Annotated in this window: 24 protein-coding genes; 22 read left to right on the top strand and 2 right to left on the bottom strand. The window is 37.5% G+C overall.

What is annotated here, in order from left to right; genetic code table 11:
• Positions 1-213 precede the first annotated feature (213 nt).
• The 11 genes from rho (at position 214) to DN389_RS22205 (ending at position 8,752) form a co-directional block, all read left to right on the top strand.
• On the top strand, positions 214-1,485 hold the full coding sequence (rho, locus tag DN389_RS22250) for a transcription termination factor Rho (protein WP_001053898.1): 1,272 nt from the start codon (positions 214-216) through the stop codon (positions 1,483-1,485).
• A gap of 443 nt (positions 1,486-1,928) precedes the next feature.
• The gene (locus DN389_RS22245) at positions 1,929-2,174 is read left to right on the top strand and encodes a type B 50S ribosomal protein L31 (RefSeq protein WP_000643447.1); all 246 of its coding nucleotides are present in this window, start codon (positions 1,929-1,931) and stop codon (positions 2,172-2,174) included.
• Positions 2,175-2,284: 110 nt separating this feature from the next.
• Positions 2,285-2,869 (top strand): thymidine kinase, encoded by a 585-nt coding sequence (locus tag DN389_RS22240; RefSeq protein WP_000281084.1) that lies wholly within the window; start codon positions 2,285-2,287, stop codon positions 2,867-2,869.
• A gap of 191 nt (positions 2,870-3,060) precedes the next feature.
• Positions 3,061-4,128: a peptide chain release factor 1 gene (gene prfA / locus DN389_RS22235; protein WP_002096180.1), complete on the top strand. Its 1,068-nt coding sequence runs from the start codon at positions 3,061-3,063 to the stop codon at positions 4,126-4,128.
• Complete coding sequence (gene prmC, locus DN389_RS22230; protein WP_001267076.1) at positions 4,128-4,979, top strand: peptide chain release factor N(5)-glutamine methyltransferase; 852 nt, start codon at positions 4,128-4,130, stop codon at positions 4,977-4,979. The genes prfA and prmC overlap by 1 nt, the downstream gene beginning before the upstream one ends.
• 112 nt (positions 4,980-5,091) lie before the next feature.
• The gene (gene spoIIR, locus DN389_RS22225) at positions 5,092-5,958 is read left to right on the top strand and encodes a stage II sporulation protein R (RefSeq protein ID WP_098189440.1); all 867 of its coding nucleotides are present in this window, start codon (positions 5,092-5,094) and stop codon (positions 5,956-5,958) included.
• Between the two features lie 49 nt (positions 5,959-6,007).
• Entirely contained in the window at positions 6,008-6,466 is a 459-nt protein-coding gene (locus DN389_RS22220) for a GNAT family N-acetyltransferase (protein ID WP_088608232.1), read from the top strand.
• A gap of 108 nt (positions 6,467-6,574) precedes the next feature.
• On the top strand, positions 6,575-7,618 hold the full coding sequence (locus DN389_RS22215) for an L-threonylcarbamoyladenylate synthase (protein WP_098189308.1): 1,044 nt from the start codon (positions 6,575-6,577) through the stop codon (positions 7,616-7,618).
• Between the two features lie 74 nt (positions 7,619-7,692).
• Positions 7,693-8,241 carry a manganese efflux pump MntP gene (locus tag DN389_RS22210; protein WP_098189309.1) on the top strand — a complete coding sequence of 183 codons (549 nt, stop codon included), beginning with the start codon at positions 7,693-7,695 and terminating at the stop codon, positions 8,239-8,241.
• Between the two features lie 19 nt (positions 8,242-8,260).
• Positions 8,261-8,392 (top strand): hypothetical protein, encoded by a 132-nt coding sequence (locus tag DN389_RS28930; protein ID WP_001037624.1) that lies wholly within the window; start codon positions 8,261-8,263, stop codon positions 8,390-8,392.
• A gap of 81 nt (positions 8,393-8,473) precedes the next feature.
• Entirely contained in the window at positions 8,474-8,752 is a 279-nt protein-coding gene (locus tag DN389_RS22205; protein ID WP_000197467.1) for a DUF3935 domain-containing protein, read from the top strand.
• A 69-nt stretch (positions 8,753-8,821) separates the two neighbouring features.
• On the opposite strand, the gene DN389_RS22200 is transcribed toward DN389_RS22205, so the two are convergent.
• Both DN389_RS22200 and DN389_RS22195 read right to left on the bottom strand, forming a co-directional pair.
• On the bottom strand, positions 8,822-9,433 hold the full coding sequence (locus DN389_RS22200) for a flavin reductase family protein (protein ID WP_000949076.1): 612 nt from the start codon (positions 9,431-9,433) through the stop codon (positions 8,822-8,824).
• A gap of 159 nt (positions 9,434-9,592) precedes the next feature.
• Positions 9,593-9,979: a DoxX family protein gene (locus DN389_RS22195; protein ID WP_087985979.1), complete on the bottom strand. Its 387-nt coding sequence runs from the start codon at positions 9,977-9,979 to the stop codon at positions 9,593-9,595.
• 386 nt (positions 9,980-10,365) lie between these two features.
• On the opposite strand from DN389_RS22195, the gene DN389_RS22190 reads away from it, so the two are divergent.
• The 11 genes from DN389_RS22190 to atpE all read left to right on the top strand — a co-directional run bounded on the left by DN389_RS22190 (position 10,366) and on the right by atpE (position 17,256).
• Complete coding sequence (locus DN389_RS22190) at positions 10,366-10,863, top strand: PTS sugar transporter subunit IIA (RefSeq protein WP_087985978.1); 498 nt, start codon at positions 10,366-10,368, stop codon at positions 10,861-10,863.
• Positions 10,864-11,110: 247 nt separating this feature from the next.
• On the top strand, positions 11,111-11,551 hold the full coding sequence (locus tag DN389_RS22185) for a low molecular weight protein arginine phosphatase (protein WP_048542685.1): 441 nt from the start codon (positions 11,111-11,113) through the stop codon (positions 11,549-11,551).
• Positions 11,552-11,647: 96 nt separating this feature from the next.
• Entirely contained in the window at positions 11,648-12,091 is a 444-nt protein-coding gene (gene rpiB, locus DN389_RS22180) for a ribose 5-phosphate isomerase B (RefSeq protein ID WP_000869917.1), read from the top strand.
• Positions 12,092-12,112: 21 nt separating this feature from the next.
• Positions 12,113-12,730 (top strand): TIGR01440 family protein, encoded by a 618-nt coding sequence (locus tag DN389_RS22175; protein WP_098189310.1) that lies wholly within the window; start codon positions 12,113-12,115, stop codon positions 12,728-12,730.
• 253 nt (positions 12,731-12,983) lie between these two features.
• Positions 12,984-14,225, top strand: coding sequence for a serine hydroxymethyltransferase (gene glyA, locus DN389_RS22170; RefSeq protein WP_000349796.1), 1,242 nt, complete (start codon positions 12,984-12,986; stop codon positions 14,223-14,225).
• A 270-nt stretch (positions 14,226-14,495) separates the two neighbouring features.
• On the top strand, positions 14,496-15,125 hold the full coding sequence (gene upp, locus DN389_RS22165) for a uracil phosphoribosyltransferase (RefSeq protein ID WP_000517539.1): 630 nt from the start codon (positions 14,496-14,498) through the stop codon (positions 15,123-15,125).
• Between the two features lie 372 nt (positions 15,126-15,497).
• Positions 15,498-15,611, top strand: coding sequence for a DUF4024 domain-containing protein (locus DN389_RS22160; protein ID WP_000232961.1), 114 nt, complete (start codon positions 15,498-15,500; stop codon positions 15,609-15,611).
• A gap of 26 nt (positions 15,612-15,637) precedes the next feature.
• Positions 15,638-15,862 (top strand): AtpZ/AtpI family protein, encoded by a 225-nt coding sequence (locus DN389_RS22155; RefSeq protein ID WP_001171220.1) that lies wholly within the window; start codon positions 15,638-15,640, stop codon positions 15,860-15,862.
• The gene (locus tag DN389_RS22150) at positions 15,862-16,254 is read left to right on the top strand and encodes an ATP synthase subunit I (RefSeq protein WP_000567600.1); all 393 of its coding nucleotides are present in this window, start codon (positions 15,862-15,864) and stop codon (positions 16,252-16,254) included. The genes DN389_RS22155 and DN389_RS22150 overlap by 1 nt, the downstream gene beginning before the upstream one ends.
• A gap of 7 nt (positions 16,255-16,261) precedes the next feature.
• Positions 16,262-16,981, top strand: coding sequence for a F0F1 ATP synthase subunit A (atpB, locus tag DN389_RS22145; RefSeq protein ID WP_000399874.1), 720 nt, complete (start codon positions 16,262-16,264; stop codon positions 16,979-16,981).
• A 56-nt stretch (positions 16,982-17,037) separates the two neighbouring features.
• On the top strand, positions 17,038-17,256 hold the full coding sequence (atpE, locus tag DN389_RS22140) for a F0F1 ATP synthase subunit C (protein WP_000052064.1): 219 nt from the start codon (positions 17,038-17,040) through the stop codon (positions 17,254-17,256).
• Positions 17,257-17,353 lie beyond the last annotated feature (97 nt).

The following is a 17,353-nucleotide window of genomic DNA, read 5'->3' as shown; positions in this document are numbered from 1 at the left end:
CTGGAACTAGGTTAAATAAAAGCGAAGACAAATTTTCTTGTCTTCGCTTCTTGTATTTGTGTTTCAACGTATTGATTAAAACTAGATAAAAGGGTTACAATAGTGAATATTACCCTACTTGAACTTATTGCCTTTCATTATTAATTATTTGCCTTCCGTATTTTTTCCCTTTACCCATGTGAAAAGAGAATAACGTTAAAGTGTGGTGTCTGAATGAATTTGTCAATTGCAGCATTAGAAAACATGAAATTAAAAGAGTTATACGAGCTTGCGAAAGAATTTAAGATTTCGTATTATAGCAAATTAACGAAAAAAGAGTTAATCTTCGCTATCCTAAAAGCTCGAGCAGAAAAAGAAGGTTTCTTCTTCATGGAAGGCGTATTAGAAATTATTCAATCAGAAGGATTTGGATTCCTACGTCCTATCAACTATTCTCCAAGCTCAGAAGATATTTATATCTCAGCTTCGCAAATTCGTCGTTTCGATTTACGTAATGGAGACAAGGTTTCTGGTAAAGTACGACCTCCGAAAGAAAATGAACGCTATTTTGGATTATTACAAGTTGAAGCTGTAAACGGAGATGATCCAGAGTCAGCAAAAGAGCGTGTGCATTTCCCTGCATTAACACCATTATACCCAGATCGCCAAATGAAATTGGAAACGGAACCGAAAAAGTTACCGACACGCATCATGGATTTAATCGCACCAGTTGGATTTGGACAACGTGGTTTAATTGTCGCGCCTCCAAAGGCTGGTAAAACAAGTCTATTAAAAGAAATCGCACACAGTGTTACAACAAATCACCCGGAAGCTGAATTAATTGTACTTTTAATTGATGAGCGTCCAGAGGAAGTAACAGACATCGAACGTTCTGTTAAAGGAGATGTTGTAAGCTCTACTTTTGATGAAGTGCCAGAAAATCATATTAAAGTAGCGGAACTTGTGTTAGAACGTGCAATGCGTCTTGTAGAGCACAAAAAAGATGTTATCATTTTAATGGATAGTATTACCCGTTTAGCGCGAGCTTACAACCTTGTTATTCCGCCAAGTGGTAGAACATTATCGGGTGGTATCGACCCAGCTGCCTTCCATAGACCGAAGCGTTTCTTTGGAGCTGCACGTAATATTGAAGAAGGCGGTAGCTTAACGATTTTAGCAACAGCGCTTGTTGATACAGGATCTCGTATGGACGATGTAATTTACGAAGAATTTAAAGGAACTGGAAATATGGAACTTCACTTAGATCGTTCATTAGCTGAGCGTCGTATCTTCCCGGCAATTGATATTCGCCGTTCTGGTACACGTAAAGAAGATCTATTAATTCCGAAAGAACATTTAGACAAGTTATGGGGTATTCGTAAAACAATGCGTGATACACCAGACTTTGTCGAAGGTTTCTTACGTAAACTTCGTCAAACAAAGACAAATGAAGAATTTTTACAAAACATTGTTGCAGACTCAAAAAGATATGTAACAACTAAGTAAAGGGAAAAGATTGGGACTCGCTTATTTTGTGGTAAGCGAGTTTTTTTATGTTTTTAAGGGAATATTAGAGAGAGTAATATATGGGAAAAATTTCGTTTTTTGAGATAAAAATCATATTTGGGTCGAGAGTTTGAAGTATCCCGGATTCTGAACGAGCCGCTTGTGCTTTTAATTATATCCAGCTCCAGCGGCTAGAATCTCCGGTCATTTCACTCTCTCACTCGAAGCAAAAAGCGCTTCAAGGTCGAGAGCTCCAATGTCCTGCGATTCTGAACGAGCCGCTTGTGCTTTTAATTTTTAAAAAGACAAAAACAGGTAGTTGCAAAATGGAGTTAGCCTTGTTATAATTTCATCATATGTGTTTCATCAATATAGTTGTGTAAGCAGCTGAAGATGAAAAACTCTGTTTCGAAAATGATTCAGGGCGGAAGGAGATGAAAAGAATGAAAGCAGGAATCCATCCAAATTACAATAAAGTTGTATTTATGGACACGAACACAGGCTTCAAATTCTTAAGCGGGTCTACTAAAGGCTCTAGCGAAACTGTTGAGTGGGAAGATGGTAACACTTATCCATTACTAAAAATTGAGATCAGTTCTGATTCTCACCCATTCTACACTGGACGTCAGAAGTTTGCTACTGCAGACGGACGTGTTGACCGCTTCAATAAGAAATACGGTATCAAGTAATAAAGAACATAAAACAGGCAAGTGTATGTATTCGCTTGTCTGTTTTTTTTGCAAAAATATTAAACCTTTACCCTACTTTGGATTAGGAAAGTAGATGAAAGGAGAGCTCAATGTACTTAATGAATCAAAATGGTTGGATTGAAGTGATTTGCGGGAGTATGTTTTCTGGAAAATCAGAAGAGCTCATCCGCCGTATACGCCGTACGCAATTTGCGAAACAACATGCGATTGTATTTAAACCATGTATTGATAATCGTTATAGTGAAGAAGATGTTGTATCACATAATGGATTAAAGGTTAAAGCAGTTCCTGTTTCAGCTTCAAAAGATATATTTAACCATGTAGCAGAAGAAATGGATGTTATTGCAATCGATGAGGTACAATTTTTTGATGGGGACATTGTGGAAGTGGTGCAAGTATTGGCAAATCGTGGCTATCGTGTCATTGTAGCTGGATTAGACCAAGATTTCCGTGGTCTACCATTTGGACAAGTTCCTCAGCTGATGGCGATTGCTGAACATGTAACTAAGTTGCAGGCAGTGTGTTCTGCATGCGGATCTCCTGCAAGTCGTACGCAACGTTTAATCGATGGAGAACCAGCGGCATTTGATGATCCAATTATTTTAGTTGGGGCTTCAGAATCGTATGAACCACGTTGTCGTCATTGTCATGCAGTACCTACAAAACAAAGATAAATGAAACTCGCTATGTAGAGCGGGTTTTTTTCGAAAATAGATGAAGATTGGTGGCCGGCTCTTCGTACAGCTAAGAACTTTAGGCAGTCAGAGCTGAGCAAGCCGCTTGCGCTTTTAAATATAATTTGCGTTTTTTTGATTAAGTACCATATACTATTTGTATTAGATACTAGGATGTAGAGGTGAATGGTGTGTTAGATCGTTTGCAGGCTGTAGAAGATCGTTATGAGAAGTTAAATGAATTGTTAAGTGATCCAGAGGTTATTAGCGATACGAATAAGCTTCGTGAGTATTCAAAGGAACAATCTGATATGCAGGAAACGGTAGAGGTGTACCGTGAGTATAAAGATGTTCGTGAGCAATTAAGAGATGCAAAAGCAATGTTAGAAGATAAGTTAGACGCTGATATGCGTGACATGGTAAAAGAAGAGGTTTCTGAATTAGAAGGACAAGATAAAGAATTGTCAGAGCGTCTGAAAATTTTACTTGTTCCAAAAGACCCTAATGATGATAAAAACGTTATCGTTGAGGTTCGTGGTGCTGCTGGTGGTGACGAGGCGGCTTTATTTGCTGGTGATTTATATCGTATGTATAGCCGTTATGCTGAGGTACAAGGTTGGAAAACTGAAATTATCGAAGCGAGCTATACAGAGTTAGGTGGATATAAAGAGATTATCTTTATGATTAACGGTAAAGGTGCTTTCGCGAAGCTGAAATTCGAGAATGGTGCTCACCGTGTACAACGTGTTCCTGAAACGGAATCTGGTGGACGTATTCATACATCTACAGCAACTGTAGCTGTATTACCAGAGGCAGAAGAAGTAGAAATTAGTATTCATGAAAAAGATGTTCGTGTTGATACGTTTGCTTCTAGTGGTCCTGGTGGACAAAGTGTTAATACAACGATGTCAGCGGTACGTTTAACGCATTTACCGACTGGTGTAGTTGTATCGTGTCAGGATGAGAAATCACAAATCAAGAATAAAGAAAAAGCGATGAAAGTATTACGCGCACGTGTTTATGATAAGTTTAGACAAGAAGCGCAAGCTGAGTATGATCAAAACCGTAAACAAGCTGTTGGTACGGGTGATCGTTCAGAGCGTATTCGTACGTATAATTTCCCGCAAAACCGCGTTACAGACCATCGAATCGGTTTAACGATTCAAAAGCTAGATCAAATCTTACAAGGTAAGTTAGATGATTTCATCAATGCCTTAGTGATGGAAGATCAGGCTCAAAAGATGGAGGCAGCTGAGTAATGCGTGTCTATGAAGCCCTGAAATGGGCTTCTTCTTTTTTACAGGAAAATGGACGAGATGAAAATGCGGGAGAACTTGTCCTTTGTCATGTATTAAAGACGAACAGAACCGGAATGCTCATGAATATGCGTGAAGAAATAACTGTGGAACAAGAAACAAGTTTTACGGAGTTTATTCACAAGCATGTAGAAGGTATTCCTATTCAATATATGATTGGTTATGAAATGTTTTATGGACGGTCGTTCTTTGTGAATGAAGAAGTATTAATACCAAGACCGGAAACAGAAGAGCTTATAGTGGGAGTGTTAGAAAGAATCGAGCGTCATTTTGGCGATGAGAAACTACATGTGGCGGACATTGGCACAGGTAGTGGAGCGATTTCTATTACGCTTGCTTTAGAAAATAAAAATCTTCATGTGTATACGGTAGATATTGCACAAGAGTCGATTGAAGTTGCAAAAGAAAATGCAAAAACTTTAGGCGCAGAAGTAACGTTCTATCATGGTGATTTATTGTCACCATTTTATAAAACAGGTCAAAAGTTAGATGTTGTTGTTTCAAACCCTCCATATATACCGGAAGAGGATTGGCGTGGCCTTTCTCCTGTGGTGAAAGAGCATGAGCCAAAGAGAGCGCTTGTTGGCGGTGAAGACGGATTAGATTTCTATCGCCGTTTTATGGAAGAGTTGCCGAATGTGTTGCAGAAGAAAGCAATTGTGGCATTTGAAATTGGAGTAGGGCAAGGTGAGGATGTAAAATGGTTGTTACAACAAGCTTTTCCACATGCTCATGTTGAGGTTGTTTTTGATATTAATGGAAAAGATCGTATGGTATTTGCAGAGATGGAGTAAGGTTCACACCTTACTCTATTTTTTTGTGGAAAAATTTATATAGATTTTGAATTTAATAGTTTAGAAAGATGAAAGTCTGTCCACACTGTTTGTAGAAGGGACGGTGGAGGAAATGAAAAAACAAGTTATTGCTTATCTTCTTCTATTATTAATTGGTGCACAGTTGCTTGTGCAGTTTGGATATATGAAAGCTGATGCGAAAGGGCCTTCAGTTATTCCGAAAGAGGCCGTTCGATTACGGATTTTAGCAAATAGTGATTCAGATAAAGATCAGGCTTTAAAGCGCAAAGTGCGTGATGAAGTAAAAGCACAAATTGATGGATGGGTAGCAGATTTAACTTCATTTGAAGAGGCACGTAAAGTCATTCAAGGTCATATTCCAGAAATCGAAAAAACAGTGGCAAATACGTTGAAAAAAGAAGGAAGTAAAGATTCATTTCAAGTGAAATTTAGTAAGAATGTAAAGTTCCCTACAAAGGTATATGGTAATTTTATTTATCCAGCAGGGGAATATGAGGCGGTATTGATTACAATTGGGGAAGGGGAAGGGGCAAACTGGTGGTGTGTATTATTTCCACCGATGTGTTTCTTAGATTTTTCAAGTGGTACAGCTGTAAGGAAAGAAGAACATGTTGTGAAGGCTGAATCTCCTGAAGAGGAGCAAGTAAAACAAATAGATGATGAAGAAGTAGTAAATACAGAAGAGAAAAAAGAGGATGAGGTGAAAGAAAAGAAAGCTGTAAAGCAGGAAGTCGCAAAAAAAGTAACAGCTTCTGAAAAGAAAGTAGTAAAAAATGAAACAAAAGTAGAAGAACAACCTGTAAGTAAAGAAGAAACAAAAACTGTGGAAAAAGTGGAGAAACCTGTGGAACAAAAGCAAGAAAAACAAAATGAGTATGTAAAAGTAGAGGAGGAAGAAGAAAAGCCAGAAGTTAAGTTATTTATTGTAGAAGCTTTTACATCTTTATTCTCTAAATAGTACTATTAGTAGGTCCCTTCTCATATATAACAAAGAGGAGGGATTTACTATGAAGAAAGTATATTTTGCTACGAAAACAGATGTGGAAAGATTGCATTCTTTTTTCGGACAAGCTAATAAAAAAGATGATAAAATAAATGAGTTGTACGCGCAATTTATGATTTTGGAAGAGGCGGAAGAAATACGGGCTGTCATCGGATATGAACAAAGTGAAGAACACGCACTGATTCGTTCTTGTTTATTCACACCTAATGTGGATAAACAGACTTTCTTATATTTTTTTGAAATGTTTTTGCAGTATATGAACGAAAAAAATATTCGACAATTGTACTTACTAACAAATCATCCACAATCTATAACAATCTTTCAGTTTTTTGACTTTGTTACTATAGAGAAAGAAAACGTACCAGAGGGAATTCGACAGTTAGAACACTTTTGTAAAAATATAAAAGAGCCAAATGCAATAATACTAAATTGTCAGCTATTCACAAAGTTATCCACGGATTAATTAGGTTTATCCACATTTTGTGGATAAACCTTGTTTGTCTTTTGGATAAATCTCATAGTAAACTAAAAATAGACAAGTATTTCAGGGTAGAAAAGGACGTGGGAAAAAATGCATACAAATATGTGGGTTGTGGATAATGTTGTGGAAAGAAAAAAATATTATCCACAGTTACAAGAAGCAGCAAAATTATTAAGGGAAAACGAGGCGATTGCCTTCCCTACAGAAACGGTATATGGACTAGGTGCAAACGCGATGAATGATGAAGCAATCGCGAAAATTTTTGAAGCGAAAGGAAGACCGAGTGATAATCCACTTATTGTCCACATCGGTACAAAATCACAGTTAGATGGGATTGTGAAAGAAATCCCGCCAGTTGCAGAGAAGTTAATGGAGCATTTTTGGCCAGGCCCGTTAACAATTATTTTACCTAGAAAAGAAGGGATTTCAGAGAAGGTGACGGCAGGACTTAATACGGTTGGAGTAAGAATGCCTGATCATCCAGTAGCGCTTGCTCTTATTGAAGAAGCAAATGTACCTGTTGCAGCACCGAGTGCGAATCGCTCTGGGCGCCCAAGTCCGACACTAGCTTCTCACGTATATGAAGATTTAAATGAGAAAATTGCAGGTATTGTAGATGGTGGTGCGACGGGAGTAGGTGTTGAATCGACTGTAATTGATTGTACAAGCGAGGTTCCAACGATATTACGCCCAGGTGGAATTACGAAAGAACAATTAGAAGCGGTAATTGGTACTGTTTCTTTAGATCCGGCTTTAAAGGACGAGAAGGAAAAACCGAAATCACCTGGAATGAAATATACACATTATGCACCGAAAGCGCCGCTTAGCATTGTTGAAGGTTCACGTGAATTTATTCAGCTTATTGTGGATAAGAAAAAGGAAGAAGGGTTTAAAGTAGGTGTATTAACGACGGAAGAATATCAGCATGTATATAGTGCGGATGTTGTATTATCTTGTGGTGTTCGAAGCGATTTAGCTAGCGTTGCGACTAAATTATATGATGTACTTAGAACGTTTGATGCAAGTGAAGTGGATGTTATTTTTAGTGAATCATTCCCGAATGAAGGAATAGGGAATGCCATTATGAATCGCTTAACGAAAGCGGCAGGCCATCAGGTTATTATTGAATCGTAAGGTACGATTAGCAAACCGAATATTTCTCCTCGGATAAGCATATTTTGAAGTAGCACGTCCGAGGAGGGACATGAATGACGTTTGAACAGCTAATACCTTTAATAATTATGGCATTCGCTTTAGGGATGGATGCGTTCTCGGTGAGTCTTGGTATGGGGATGATGACCTTAAAGTTAAGACAAATTCTGTATATCGGTATGACGATAGGGATATTTCATATTATCATGCCATTTATAGGGATGGTATTAGGTCGTTTTTTATCAGAACAGTATGGAGACATTGCACATTTTGCAGGTGCTATTTTATTAATTGGACTAGGATTCTATATTGTGTATTCATCTATTTTGGAGAATGAAGGGACTAGAACGGCCCCTATTGGAATTAGTTTATTCGTATTTGCATTTGGCGTTAGTATAGATAGTTTTTCAGTAGGCCTTAGTCTTGGTATTTACGGGGCGCAGACAATTATTACGATATTACTTTTTGGATTTGTTAGTATGTTATTAGCGTGGATTGGTTTATTAATTGGTAGACATGCAAAAGATATGCTCGGCACATATGGCGAGATAGTAGGTGGTATCATTCTCGTTGGATTTGGATTATATCTCCTTTTTCCTATATAATTTTAAATAGGAGGGAGTTATGAATAAATTATTGGAATGGTATATTCGATTTTTAACTTTTTTCCCTAGGTGGTTAAGACGGCTTGTTATTTGGGGTATTATTTTGCAAATTTCAATTTTAGGTTGGATGAAGTTAATTCGCGAATGGTAAGATAGCTCCTTTCTGTGCATAGTTTTATTTATACTATACTGATTGCGCTAAAAAATTATAGATATAGAAAGGATGAGATGAATGACGAGATTGAAGCAAGTTTTTGGTATTATTATTAGTTTTTTTGTTTTTTGGTTTAGTATGCTCGGTGTACAAATGTTTGCTGAGTTTTTAGATATTGAGTCATTGAAGTTTGTTGCGGGAAAAACGGAGGCAGCGCGTGCCTTTTATTCTCCATATCCGTTTATAATCGTTTTTCTTATTACATTGCTTTCCCTATATTTCTTAGTAATTAAGCTTGGGAAACCGAAAAAAGAGAAAGTACCTACTTTAGAAGAAAAGAAGGAAGAATTACAATGATAAAATCCCCTGCTATTTAGCAGGGGATTTTATGTTTAAGTGATGGAAGGAATGGAGCCACTGCCACTTTTAAACAGGCCTCACCAATTCAAATTGTTCTCCTAGTTTTGCGTAGTTGTGTCCTGCTAGACGGCTTACTGGTTTTAGTCCTTCTGCATGAATGCGGCCGTTTTCGTATAGGTGTTCTGCGACGTGGAAACGAACGACGCGTCCGATTAGTAGATCGCAAGCTGGTGAGTCTTCTGTTCCGCCAAGAGGGATTGCGCGTTCTAGTACGCACTCCATTCGAATATTTGCTTCTTTTACACCTGGAACGGAGATAACATCACTTTCAATTGGTGTTAGTTTTGCTAGTTCAATTTCGCTTTCATTTGGCGGGAGGTTAGCCGCTGTTTCGTTAATTGCTTCTACGTAAGATTCATCAGAAATATGTACGACAAACTCACCCTTTTCGATTGCGTTTCGAGAAGTATCTTTCGGTGTTCCTGCTTTTCGTTGTACAGAAACTGAGATAAGTGGTGGATTAGCAGCGACAATATTGAAATAGCTATACGGTGCTCCGTTTAATACGCCGTCTTTTGTTACAGAAGTAACGAATGCGACAGGGCGTGGAATGATACTTCCCGTTAATAATTTGTAATTCTCTTTTTCCGTTTGTTCATTTGGATTAATGGATAACATGCGTAAAATCCCCTTTCTAAATATGACGACTTATTGTTTGTTTACAAGATGTTAGTGGAAAACTCCTGCTGAAAATAATATTTTTATTACATAAAAAGAACTTACTTCATTGTGATTGAAGTAAGTTCCGTCTAAATAATCTCGAATTCAAGATAAAAATTATAATAAAACGTATGCCCCAGGTCCGATTAAAGCTACTCCGACAGCAACAGCGATTAACATTAAATTGTATTCATATCCGTTTTGTGTTACCCAGTAGCCATTTTTTCCGTGAACAGTGAAGATTGCCATTAACATTGTTCCAACGATAAATAATGAACCAATTGCAGTGAAAATACCTGATGCGAATAAGAAGCCACCTAATAATTCAGTTGCGCCAGCCATAAATGCCATGAATACACCAGGACGTAAACCGATTGACTCCATCCAGCCGCCTGTTCCTTTTAAACCGTAACCGCCGAACCAACCAAATAGTTTTTGAGCACCATGACCCATGAATGTAATACCTATAATAAGACGAATAATAAGAAGACCGATATCCATCATTTCAAAAACCTCCTAAAAGTTATTAACTTACCTTATGTAAGTAATGATAAAATAGTTACTTACTTTAGTCAAGTGGATTTCGAAAAAAGTTTGAAAATAATTTTACAAATTAGCGACAAAAAGCAAAATGTAGTAAAGACCTCTAGACAAGTTGGGTAAAAAAAGAGAAAATATAAGTAGAAGTTAACTTCTTATTGTTATTCAGACAATCAGAATTGACTGGAATTTTGCAAAGAGCTACAATAAGAGTCTATTAGTAATGACGTAATTTATTTCGAAAGCGTTTTTACAGTATAATATTCGAAGTATGAAGTCTTACATGTATCCCGAGTTTTACTAGGGATTGCCCTATAAACTTTTAGGTAAATTATGAGGAGGACTATCCTATGTTTAAAAAATTATTCGGTTTTGGTTCAAAAACAAATGAAGAAACAATCGTAGCTCCATTAACTGGAGCAGTGAAAAATATTGAAGAAGTACCAGATCCAGTATTCGCTGGTCGTATGATGGGTGAAGGTGTTGCAATCGATCCTACTGAGGGTCTAGTTGTATCTCCAGTTGATGGTGAAATCGTACAATTATTCCACACAAAACATGCTGTAGGAATTAAAGCGAAAAACGGTACAGAAATTTTAATCCACGTTGGATTAGAAACTGTAAAAATGGAAGGCGAAGGTTTCGAAGCTCACGTTTCTGAAGGCCAAGCTGTAAAAGCTGGAGATAAATTAATCTCATTCGACTTAGAATTAATCCGTGAAAAAGCGAAAAGTACAATTACTCCAATCGTTATTACAAACACAGATGCAGCTGAGTCTATTAAAACAACTGTAGGCGTAACAGCTACAAAAGGTTCAACAGAAGTAATGAAAGTTACAATGAAATAATTATTGTATAAGAGGAATCCGTTTCATATGAAATGGATTCCTTCTTTTGTTTTGTAGTACGCTTGCTATGTATGTTAAAATACTCTAGGCACTTGGAAATAGGGTTTCACATATATGTGGATAAGGCGCATTTTTCTTAGAAAAAATATAAGAGAAATGCGCCTTTCGTATATTCACATTTCTTTTGTTCTATTCTTATGTACGTTATGATGAAAGATAGGAAAAAGAAGAAAAGGGGTGGGTTTGGATGGAACGAGTGTTATTTATTTGCACTGGAAATACATGCCGTAGCCCGATGGCTGAGGCGTTACTTCGTCATCATGGAGAAGGGAAGTTTGAAGTGCAATCTGCTGGTGTTTTCGCCTATCCTGGAAGTGATGCGTCGATATATGCAAAGGAAGCTTTAGCTGAAAAGGGAATTACAATCGATCATGCTTCGCAACAGATAAATGAAGCTTTGATTGATTGGGCAGATATTGTAGTAACAATGACGGAAAACCATAAGCAAATTGTACTTGGGCATTATCCGAGTGTTGAAAAGAAAGTGGATACATTATATGGAGTAACTGAGGGGATAAGTAAGGATATTTCAGATCCATTTGGCGGTTCACTTTCTATTTATAAAGAAACGTTAGAAGAGATGGAAAAACTTGTACAAACTTTACTGAAAAAACATTCAGAAGGTTGATGTTTCGTGTATAATACGATATTGGAGATTACTTCGTTCCGTTAAGGTAACGAGTGAGAAATGAAGATAATTGATTGAAACTTTGGAGGGGTAAAAATGAAAGTAGTAGTAGCATCTGATCACGGCGGTATGAATATCCGTAAAGAACTTGTAAGTTTATTAGAAGAGTTAAATATTGAATATATTGATTTAGGTTGTGAATGTGAAGCTGGTTCTGTTGATTACCCTGATTTTGCGTTTCCAGCAGCGGAAATGGTAGCGAATGGCGAGGTAGATCGTGGTATTTTAGTTTGTGGGACAGGCATCGGTATGTCAATTGCAGCAAACAAAGTAAATGGTATTCGTTGTGCATTAGTTCATGATACTTTCAGTGCGAAAGCAACGAGAGAGCATAATGATACGAACATGTTAGCAATGGGCGAGCGTGTAATTGGTGCAGGTCTAGCACGTGACATCGCAAAAATTTGGTTAACAACTGACTATGAAGGTGGTCGTCACGAAAACCGCGTAGGGAAAATTAAAACATACGAAACAAAGTAATAGATTCTAACTAGAAGTAGTATGAAATATAATTTGGTGAACCAACCTGTGAAAGGAAGAGGCGTAATGACAGAAATCGTAAAGGTAAGAGAACAGTTACAAATTTCGCTTGATGATTTCCAAGAACAAGCTTCATTACAAAGTGGACAAATTTTTGTAGTGGGGTGTAGCACGAGCGAAGTGCTAGGAGAAAGAATTGGGACATCAGGAACGATGGAAGTAGCAGAGGCGATTTTTTCTGAGTTAAAACAATTTCAAGAACAAACAGGTATTGAGTTGGCGTTTCAATGTTGCGAGCATTTAAACCGTGCTTTAGTAGTTGAGAGAGAGTTGGCGATGAAATATCAATTTGAAATTGTAACAGTTACGCCTGTTAGATCAGCAGGTGGTGCATTAGCAACATATGCGTATCACAATTTGAAAGATCCGGTAGTAATTGAGTTTATTAAAGCAGATGCAGGAATGGATATTGGTGATACATTTATTGGTATGCATTTAAAGCATGTAGCTGTTCCGGTTCGTACAGGTGTGAAGGAAATTGGAAGTGCGCATGTAACGATGGCAACGACACGTGGAAAACTAATTGGTGGAGCACGTGCTGTTTATGCGGCGAAGGAAGAGACTATAACTTGCCGTTAGACATGAAAAATTATAAAGTCGCATAATAGCTTTATATCGAAAGATAAAAGGTATGTAGTCTGACTTTATAATAGAAGAAAGAAAAGACCGATTTTCGGTCTTTTTTTTCTTTTATGATATAGAAAGTCATGTTAGAATGTAGTTGAAAACATGAAGGTTCGAAAGAATTACAACCTGAATTTTCGTTTTTTCTGAATAAATGAGAAAAAACTATTGGGAATCGATGTAATTCGTTCAGAAAAGGGGGATTTTGGTGGATCATTTAAAACGTCAAGATGAAAAGGTATTTGCTGCAATTGAGGCAGAACTAGGAAGACAGCGTTCAAAGATTGAGTTAATTGCTTCGGAAAACTTCGTAAGTGAAGCAGTAATGGAGGCGCAAGGTTCTGTTTTAACGAATAAGTATGCTGAGGGATACCCTGGAAAACGTTACTATGGTGGCTGTGAGCACGTAGACGTAGTGGAAGATATCGCACGTGATCGCGCGAAAGAAATTTTTGGTGCAGAGCATGTAAATGTTCAACCACATTCTGGTGCACAAGCGAACATGGCAGTATACTTTACGATTTTAGAGCAAGGCGATACAGTACTTGGTATGAATTTATCTCATGGTGGTCACTTAACACACGGAAGCCCTGTTAACTTCAGTGGAGTACAATATAATTTCGTAGAATATGGCGTGGATGCTGAATCTCACCGTATTAATTACGATGATGTATTAGCAAAAGCGAAAGAACATAAACCAAAATTAATCGTTGCAGGTGCAAGTGCATATCCTCGTGTTATCGATTTCAAACGATTCCGTGAGATTGCAGATGAAGTGGGTGCATACTTTATGGTTGATATGGCACATATCGCTGGTTTAGTAGCTGCTGGTTTACATCCAAACCCAGTACCACACGCGCATTTCGTTACAACGACAACACATAAAACATTACGTGGTCCACGTGGTGGTATGATTTTATGTGAAGAGCAATTTGCAAAACAAATTGATAAATCAATCTTCCCTGGTATTCAAGGTGGTCCACTTATGCACGTAATCGCTGCAAAAGCTGTTGCATTTGGTGAGACACTACAAGATGATTTTAAAACATATGCACAAAATATCATTAATAATGCGAATCGCTTAGCTGAAGGTCTTCAAAAAGAAGGACTTACACTTGTTTCTGGTGGAACAGACAATCATTTAATCCTGATTGATGTTCGTAACTTAGAAATCACAGGTAAAGTAGCAGAGCACGTGTTAGATGAAGTTGGTATTACAGTGAACAAAAATACAATTCCATTTGAAACAGCAAGCCCATTTGTAACAAGCGGTGTACGTATCGGTACAGCAGCTGTAACATCTCGTGGTTTCGGTTTAGAAGAAATGGATGAAATTGCGTCACTTATTGCTTACACATTAAAAAATCATGAAAATGAAGCTGCATTAGAAGAAGCAAGTAAGCGTGTAGAAGCGTTAACGAGCAAATTCCCAATGTACACAGACCTATAATAGATTAAAGAAGACTGCTGAGACGTAATTGTTTTGGCAGTTTTTTTTGGACATATATTGTTCTTTAAGTATGTATACAAATGATGAATAAATTTTGGCGATATAATGAAGGATACAGCTCCCATAATTGGTAAAGATACTAGATAGATTCATTGTAAAATCATGATTTTGCCAAATTTGCCCTTGAATATTAGTAGCGTTTTCTTTACAATCGTAAATAGTGTAAAAAAGCGTGCAAACGCATGAATATCATCTAAAGGAGAGATTCACATGGGAAAACTGTATGTATTTGATCACCCGTTAATTCAACATAAGATTACATATATTCGCGATAAGAATACAGGTACGAAAGATTTTCGTGAATTAGTGGACGAAGTAGCAAGTTTAATGGCTTTCGAAATTACTCGCGATCTTCCACTTAAAGACATTGAAATTGAAACACCTGTAAGCAAAGCGACAACAAAAGTGATCGCTGGTAAAAAGCTTGGTTTAATTCCGATTTTACGTGCAGGTTTAGGAATGGTTGATGGAATTCTGAAATTAATTCCAGCAGCAAAAGTAGGACACGTTGGTTTATACCGTGACCCTAAAACATTACAACCGGTAGAATACTATGTGAAACTTCCAACGGATGTAGAAGAACGTGACTTTATCGTACTAGATCCGATGCTAGCAACAGGTGGTTCTGCAGCTGAAGCAATTAACTCTCTGAAAAAGCGCGGTGCAAAACAAATTAAATTAATGTGTATCGTTGCAGCTCCTGAAGGAGTAAAAGTAGTACAAGAAGAACATCCTGATGTTGATATTTATGTAGCAGCATTAGATGAGAAATTAAATGATCACGGATATGTAGTACCAGGTCTTGGTGATGCTGGTGACCGTTTATTCGGAACGAAGTAAGACAACTGACGAGAGGGGATTCCCCTCTCGTTTTTTTGTACCCTGATGAGGTAGGGGAGGGGGGATAAATATACATAGTATATACAACATAAGTTGAATACACACCACATATAATATAGAAGTCTTACGTCTAAAGAGCACTATATTATGGAAGGAAAGCGTTATATCGTAAAAATATAATAGTGACAAACTTGTGAACATTTCCTTCTATTATAATGAGAAAACTGCTAGAAATTGCATATCCATAACCAGTATTTAGAAGGGGAACGTTTTCATTTTTGGGAGGAAATGACTAATACTCAAATTTTTTGATTTTTTACGATTTCTCGTTGACACTGTTAATACCCTATTGTATGCTAACAACGGGGATAGATGGTAGGGCTTTCAGTGACAAAAATACATCTATTCCGTGACGAAAATGTAAACTTTTTATTTTGTATAGGATTTATGCAGAAAAATGAGTTATTATTAACACATCGTGAATGAGGGTTACATATTGGAGGGATGAATCCTTGCAAAAAAACGATCGCAGCCATATAAAAGCTTATGCTTTAATGTCAGGTATTCTTGCTCAGTTAGTCGGTTCTATTCTTATTGGAATCTTTGGTGGGCAGTGGATTGATAGTAAGGTTGGAACGTTTCCGTTGTTTCTTATTATAGGGTTATTACTCGGATTAGGAACAGGGATATACGCAATGATTCGACTCATTCGACATTACTATTCGGGAGAGCAATGATGATAGACGTACATGGACTTGTCCAAAGACAAAAGAAATATATGTACTACTTGCTTGCGCTTCTAGTGCTAGGATGGGGATTCACCTCTTACAAGGATGTATTTCTTGGACTGATTATCGGAACGATTTTCAGTTTTCTTAGTTTGCGCATCATTGCACGTAGAACAGACAAGCTGTTGGATCGCGTAACAAATGGAGAAAACGTGAAGTTTAAGGCGACAGCGGTAAGTACATATTCGAGATTCGCCACGATTGGGTTATTAATTTTATTTGCAGCCAAATATCAAGAGTTAATTGCGATGTGGGGCCTAGGTGTAGGATTGTTGACAGGATACCTTGTCATGATCATAGATTTTCTTTATTTAGAGTATAAGAGCAGGGAAGAGAGGTGAATTACTAGTGGAACACGGTAAATTAGTTGAATTTCTAGGTTTAACGTTCGATTTGTCATCAGTTATGATGGTTACTGTAGCAGCAGTTATTGTTTTCTTAATCGCTGTTATCGGAACTCGCAGTTTAGCCCTTCGCCCAACCGGGATGCAAAACTTCATGGAATGGGTGTTTGACTTCGTGAAAGGGATTATCAATAGTACGATGGATTGGAAAACAGGTGGACGTTTCTTAACGCTTGGCGTTACGCTTATCATGTTTATCATCGTATCGAACTTCCTTGGTTTACCATTCATGTATTCAACAGTTGAGGCTGGCGAACATATTGCATGGTGGAGATCACCAACGTCTGATCCAGCAGTTGCATTAACATTAGCCGTGATGGTAGTTACCCTCACCCATTATTATGGAATTAAGATGAAGGGTACGAAAGAATACGTAAAAGGTTATTTCCAACCTATGAAATTCTTATTCCCATTAAAGGTTATTGAGGAGTTTGCTAACACATTAACGTTAGGTCTTCGTTTATTCGGTAACATTTATGCAGGTGAGATCTTATTAGGGTTACTTGCTAAGTTAGGCGGGGCATCATTCCTTGGAGCATTAGGTGCGCTTGTACCAATGTTAGCATGGATGGGATTCAGTGTATTCGTTGGATCAATCCAGTCATTTATTTTCGTTATGTTAACGATGGTTTATATGGCTCATAAAGTAAGCCATGACCATTAATATAATTTAAGTAAGAAAAAATTTATTTTTTTATAATACAAAGGAGGACAAATTAAATGAGTTTAGGTGTAATCGCAGCTGCAATTGCAATTGGTTTATCAGCATTAGGTGCAGGTATTGGTAACGGTCTTATCGTATCACGTACAATCGAAGGTGTTGCTCGTCAACCAGAATTAAAAGGCGCACTTCAAACAATTATGTTCATCGGGGTTGCTTTAGTTGAGGCACTTCCAATCATCGGTGTAGTTATTGCATTCATCGTAATGAACAAATAAGGGAGACTCCCCTTACATAGATGGCGAAGAGTGTTTTTCCGAACTTTCTTCGCCATTGCTTTATGAACGAAACGTATGTCTTTTTTTTTCATATGAT

Source organism: Bacillus sp. AY3-1, assembly GCF_008368785.1.
GTDB classification, from domain to species: domain Bacteria; phylum Bacillota; class Bacilli; order Bacillales; family Bacillaceae_G; genus Bacillus_A; species Bacillus_A wiedmannii.
The sequence above is the reverse complement of the archived record's forward strand: the minus strand, read 5'-3'. Positions and strand labels throughout refer to the sequence as shown.

Excerpts from the sequence above, each read along its gene's own strand:
- upp (WP_000517539.1), top strand. The coding sequence starts at position 14,496 with ATGGGAAAACTGTATGTATTTGATCACCCGTTAATTCAACATAAGATT.
- DN389_RS22150 (WP_000567600.1), top strand. The coding sequence starts at position 15,862 with ATGATAGACGTACATGGACTTGTCCAAAGACAAAAGAAATATATGTAC.
- DN389_RS28930 (WP_001037624.1), top strand. The coding sequence starts at position 8,261 with ATGAATAAATTATTGGAATGGTATATTCGATTTTTAACTTTTTTCCCT.
- DN389_RS22200 (WP_000949076.1), bottom strand. The coding sequence starts at position 9,433 with ATGTTATCCATTAATCCAAATGAACAAACGGAAAAAGAGAATTACAAA.
- spoIIR (WP_098189440.1), top strand. The coding sequence starts at position 5,092 with ATGAAAAAACAAGTTATTGCTTATCTTCTTCTATTATTAATTGGTGCA.
- prmC (WP_001267076.1), top strand. The coding sequence starts at position 4,128 with ATGCGTGTCTATGAAGCCCTGAAATGGGCTTCTTCTTTTTTACAGGAA.
- DN389_RS22205 (WP_000197467.1), top strand. The coding sequence starts at position 8,474 with ATGACGAGATTGAAGCAAGTTTTTGGTATTATTATTAGTTTTTTTGTT.
- DN389_RS22160 (WP_000232961.1), top strand. The coding sequence starts at position 15,498 with ATGGTAGGGCTTTCAGTGACAAAAATACATCTATTCCGTGACGAAAAT.
- rpiB (WP_000869917.1), top strand. The coding sequence starts at position 11,648 with ATGAAAGTAGTAGTAGCATCTGATCACGGCGGTATGAATATCCGTAAA.
- DN389_RS22215 (WP_098189308.1), top strand. The coding sequence starts at position 6,575 with ATGCATACAAATATGTGGGTTGTGGATAATGTTGTGGAAAGAAAAAAA.
- DN389_RS22210 (WP_098189309.1), top strand. The coding sequence starts at position 7,693 with ATGACGTTTGAACAGCTAATACCTTTAATAATTATGGCATTCGCTTTA.
- DN389_RS22240 (WP_000281084.1), top strand. The coding sequence starts at position 2,285 with ATGTACTTAATGAATCAAAATGGTTGGATTGAAGTGATTTGCGGGAGT.
- atpE (WP_000052064.1), top strand. The coding sequence starts at position 17,038 with ATGAGTTTAGGTGTAATCGCAGCTGCAATTGCAATTGGTTTATCAGCA.
- DN389_RS22175 (WP_098189310.1), top strand. The coding sequence starts at position 12,113 with ATGAAATATAATTTGGTGAACCAACCTGTGAAAGGAAGAGGCGTAATG.
- DN389_RS22195 (WP_087985979.1), bottom strand. The coding sequence starts at position 9,979 with ATGATGGATATCGGTCTTCTTATTATTCGTCTTATTATAGGTATTACA.
- DN389_RS22245 (WP_000643447.1), top strand. The coding sequence starts at position 1,929 with ATGAAAGCAGGAATCCATCCAAATTACAATAAAGTTGTATTTATGGAC.
- DN389_RS22190 (WP_087985978.1), top strand. The coding sequence starts at position 10,366 with ATGTTTAAAAAATTATTCGGTTTTGGTTCAAAAACAAATGAAGAAACA.
- DN389_RS22185 (WP_048542685.1), top strand. The coding sequence starts at position 11,111 with ATGGAACGAGTGTTATTTATTTGCACTGGAAATACATGCCGTAGCCCG.
- rho (WP_001053898.1), top strand. The coding sequence starts at position 214 with ATGAATTTGTCAATTGCAGCATTAGAAAACATGAAATTAAAAGAGTTA.
- DN389_RS22220 (WP_088608232.1), top strand. The coding sequence starts at position 6,008 with ATGAAGAAAGTATATTTTGCTACGAAAACAGATGTGGAAAGATTGCAT.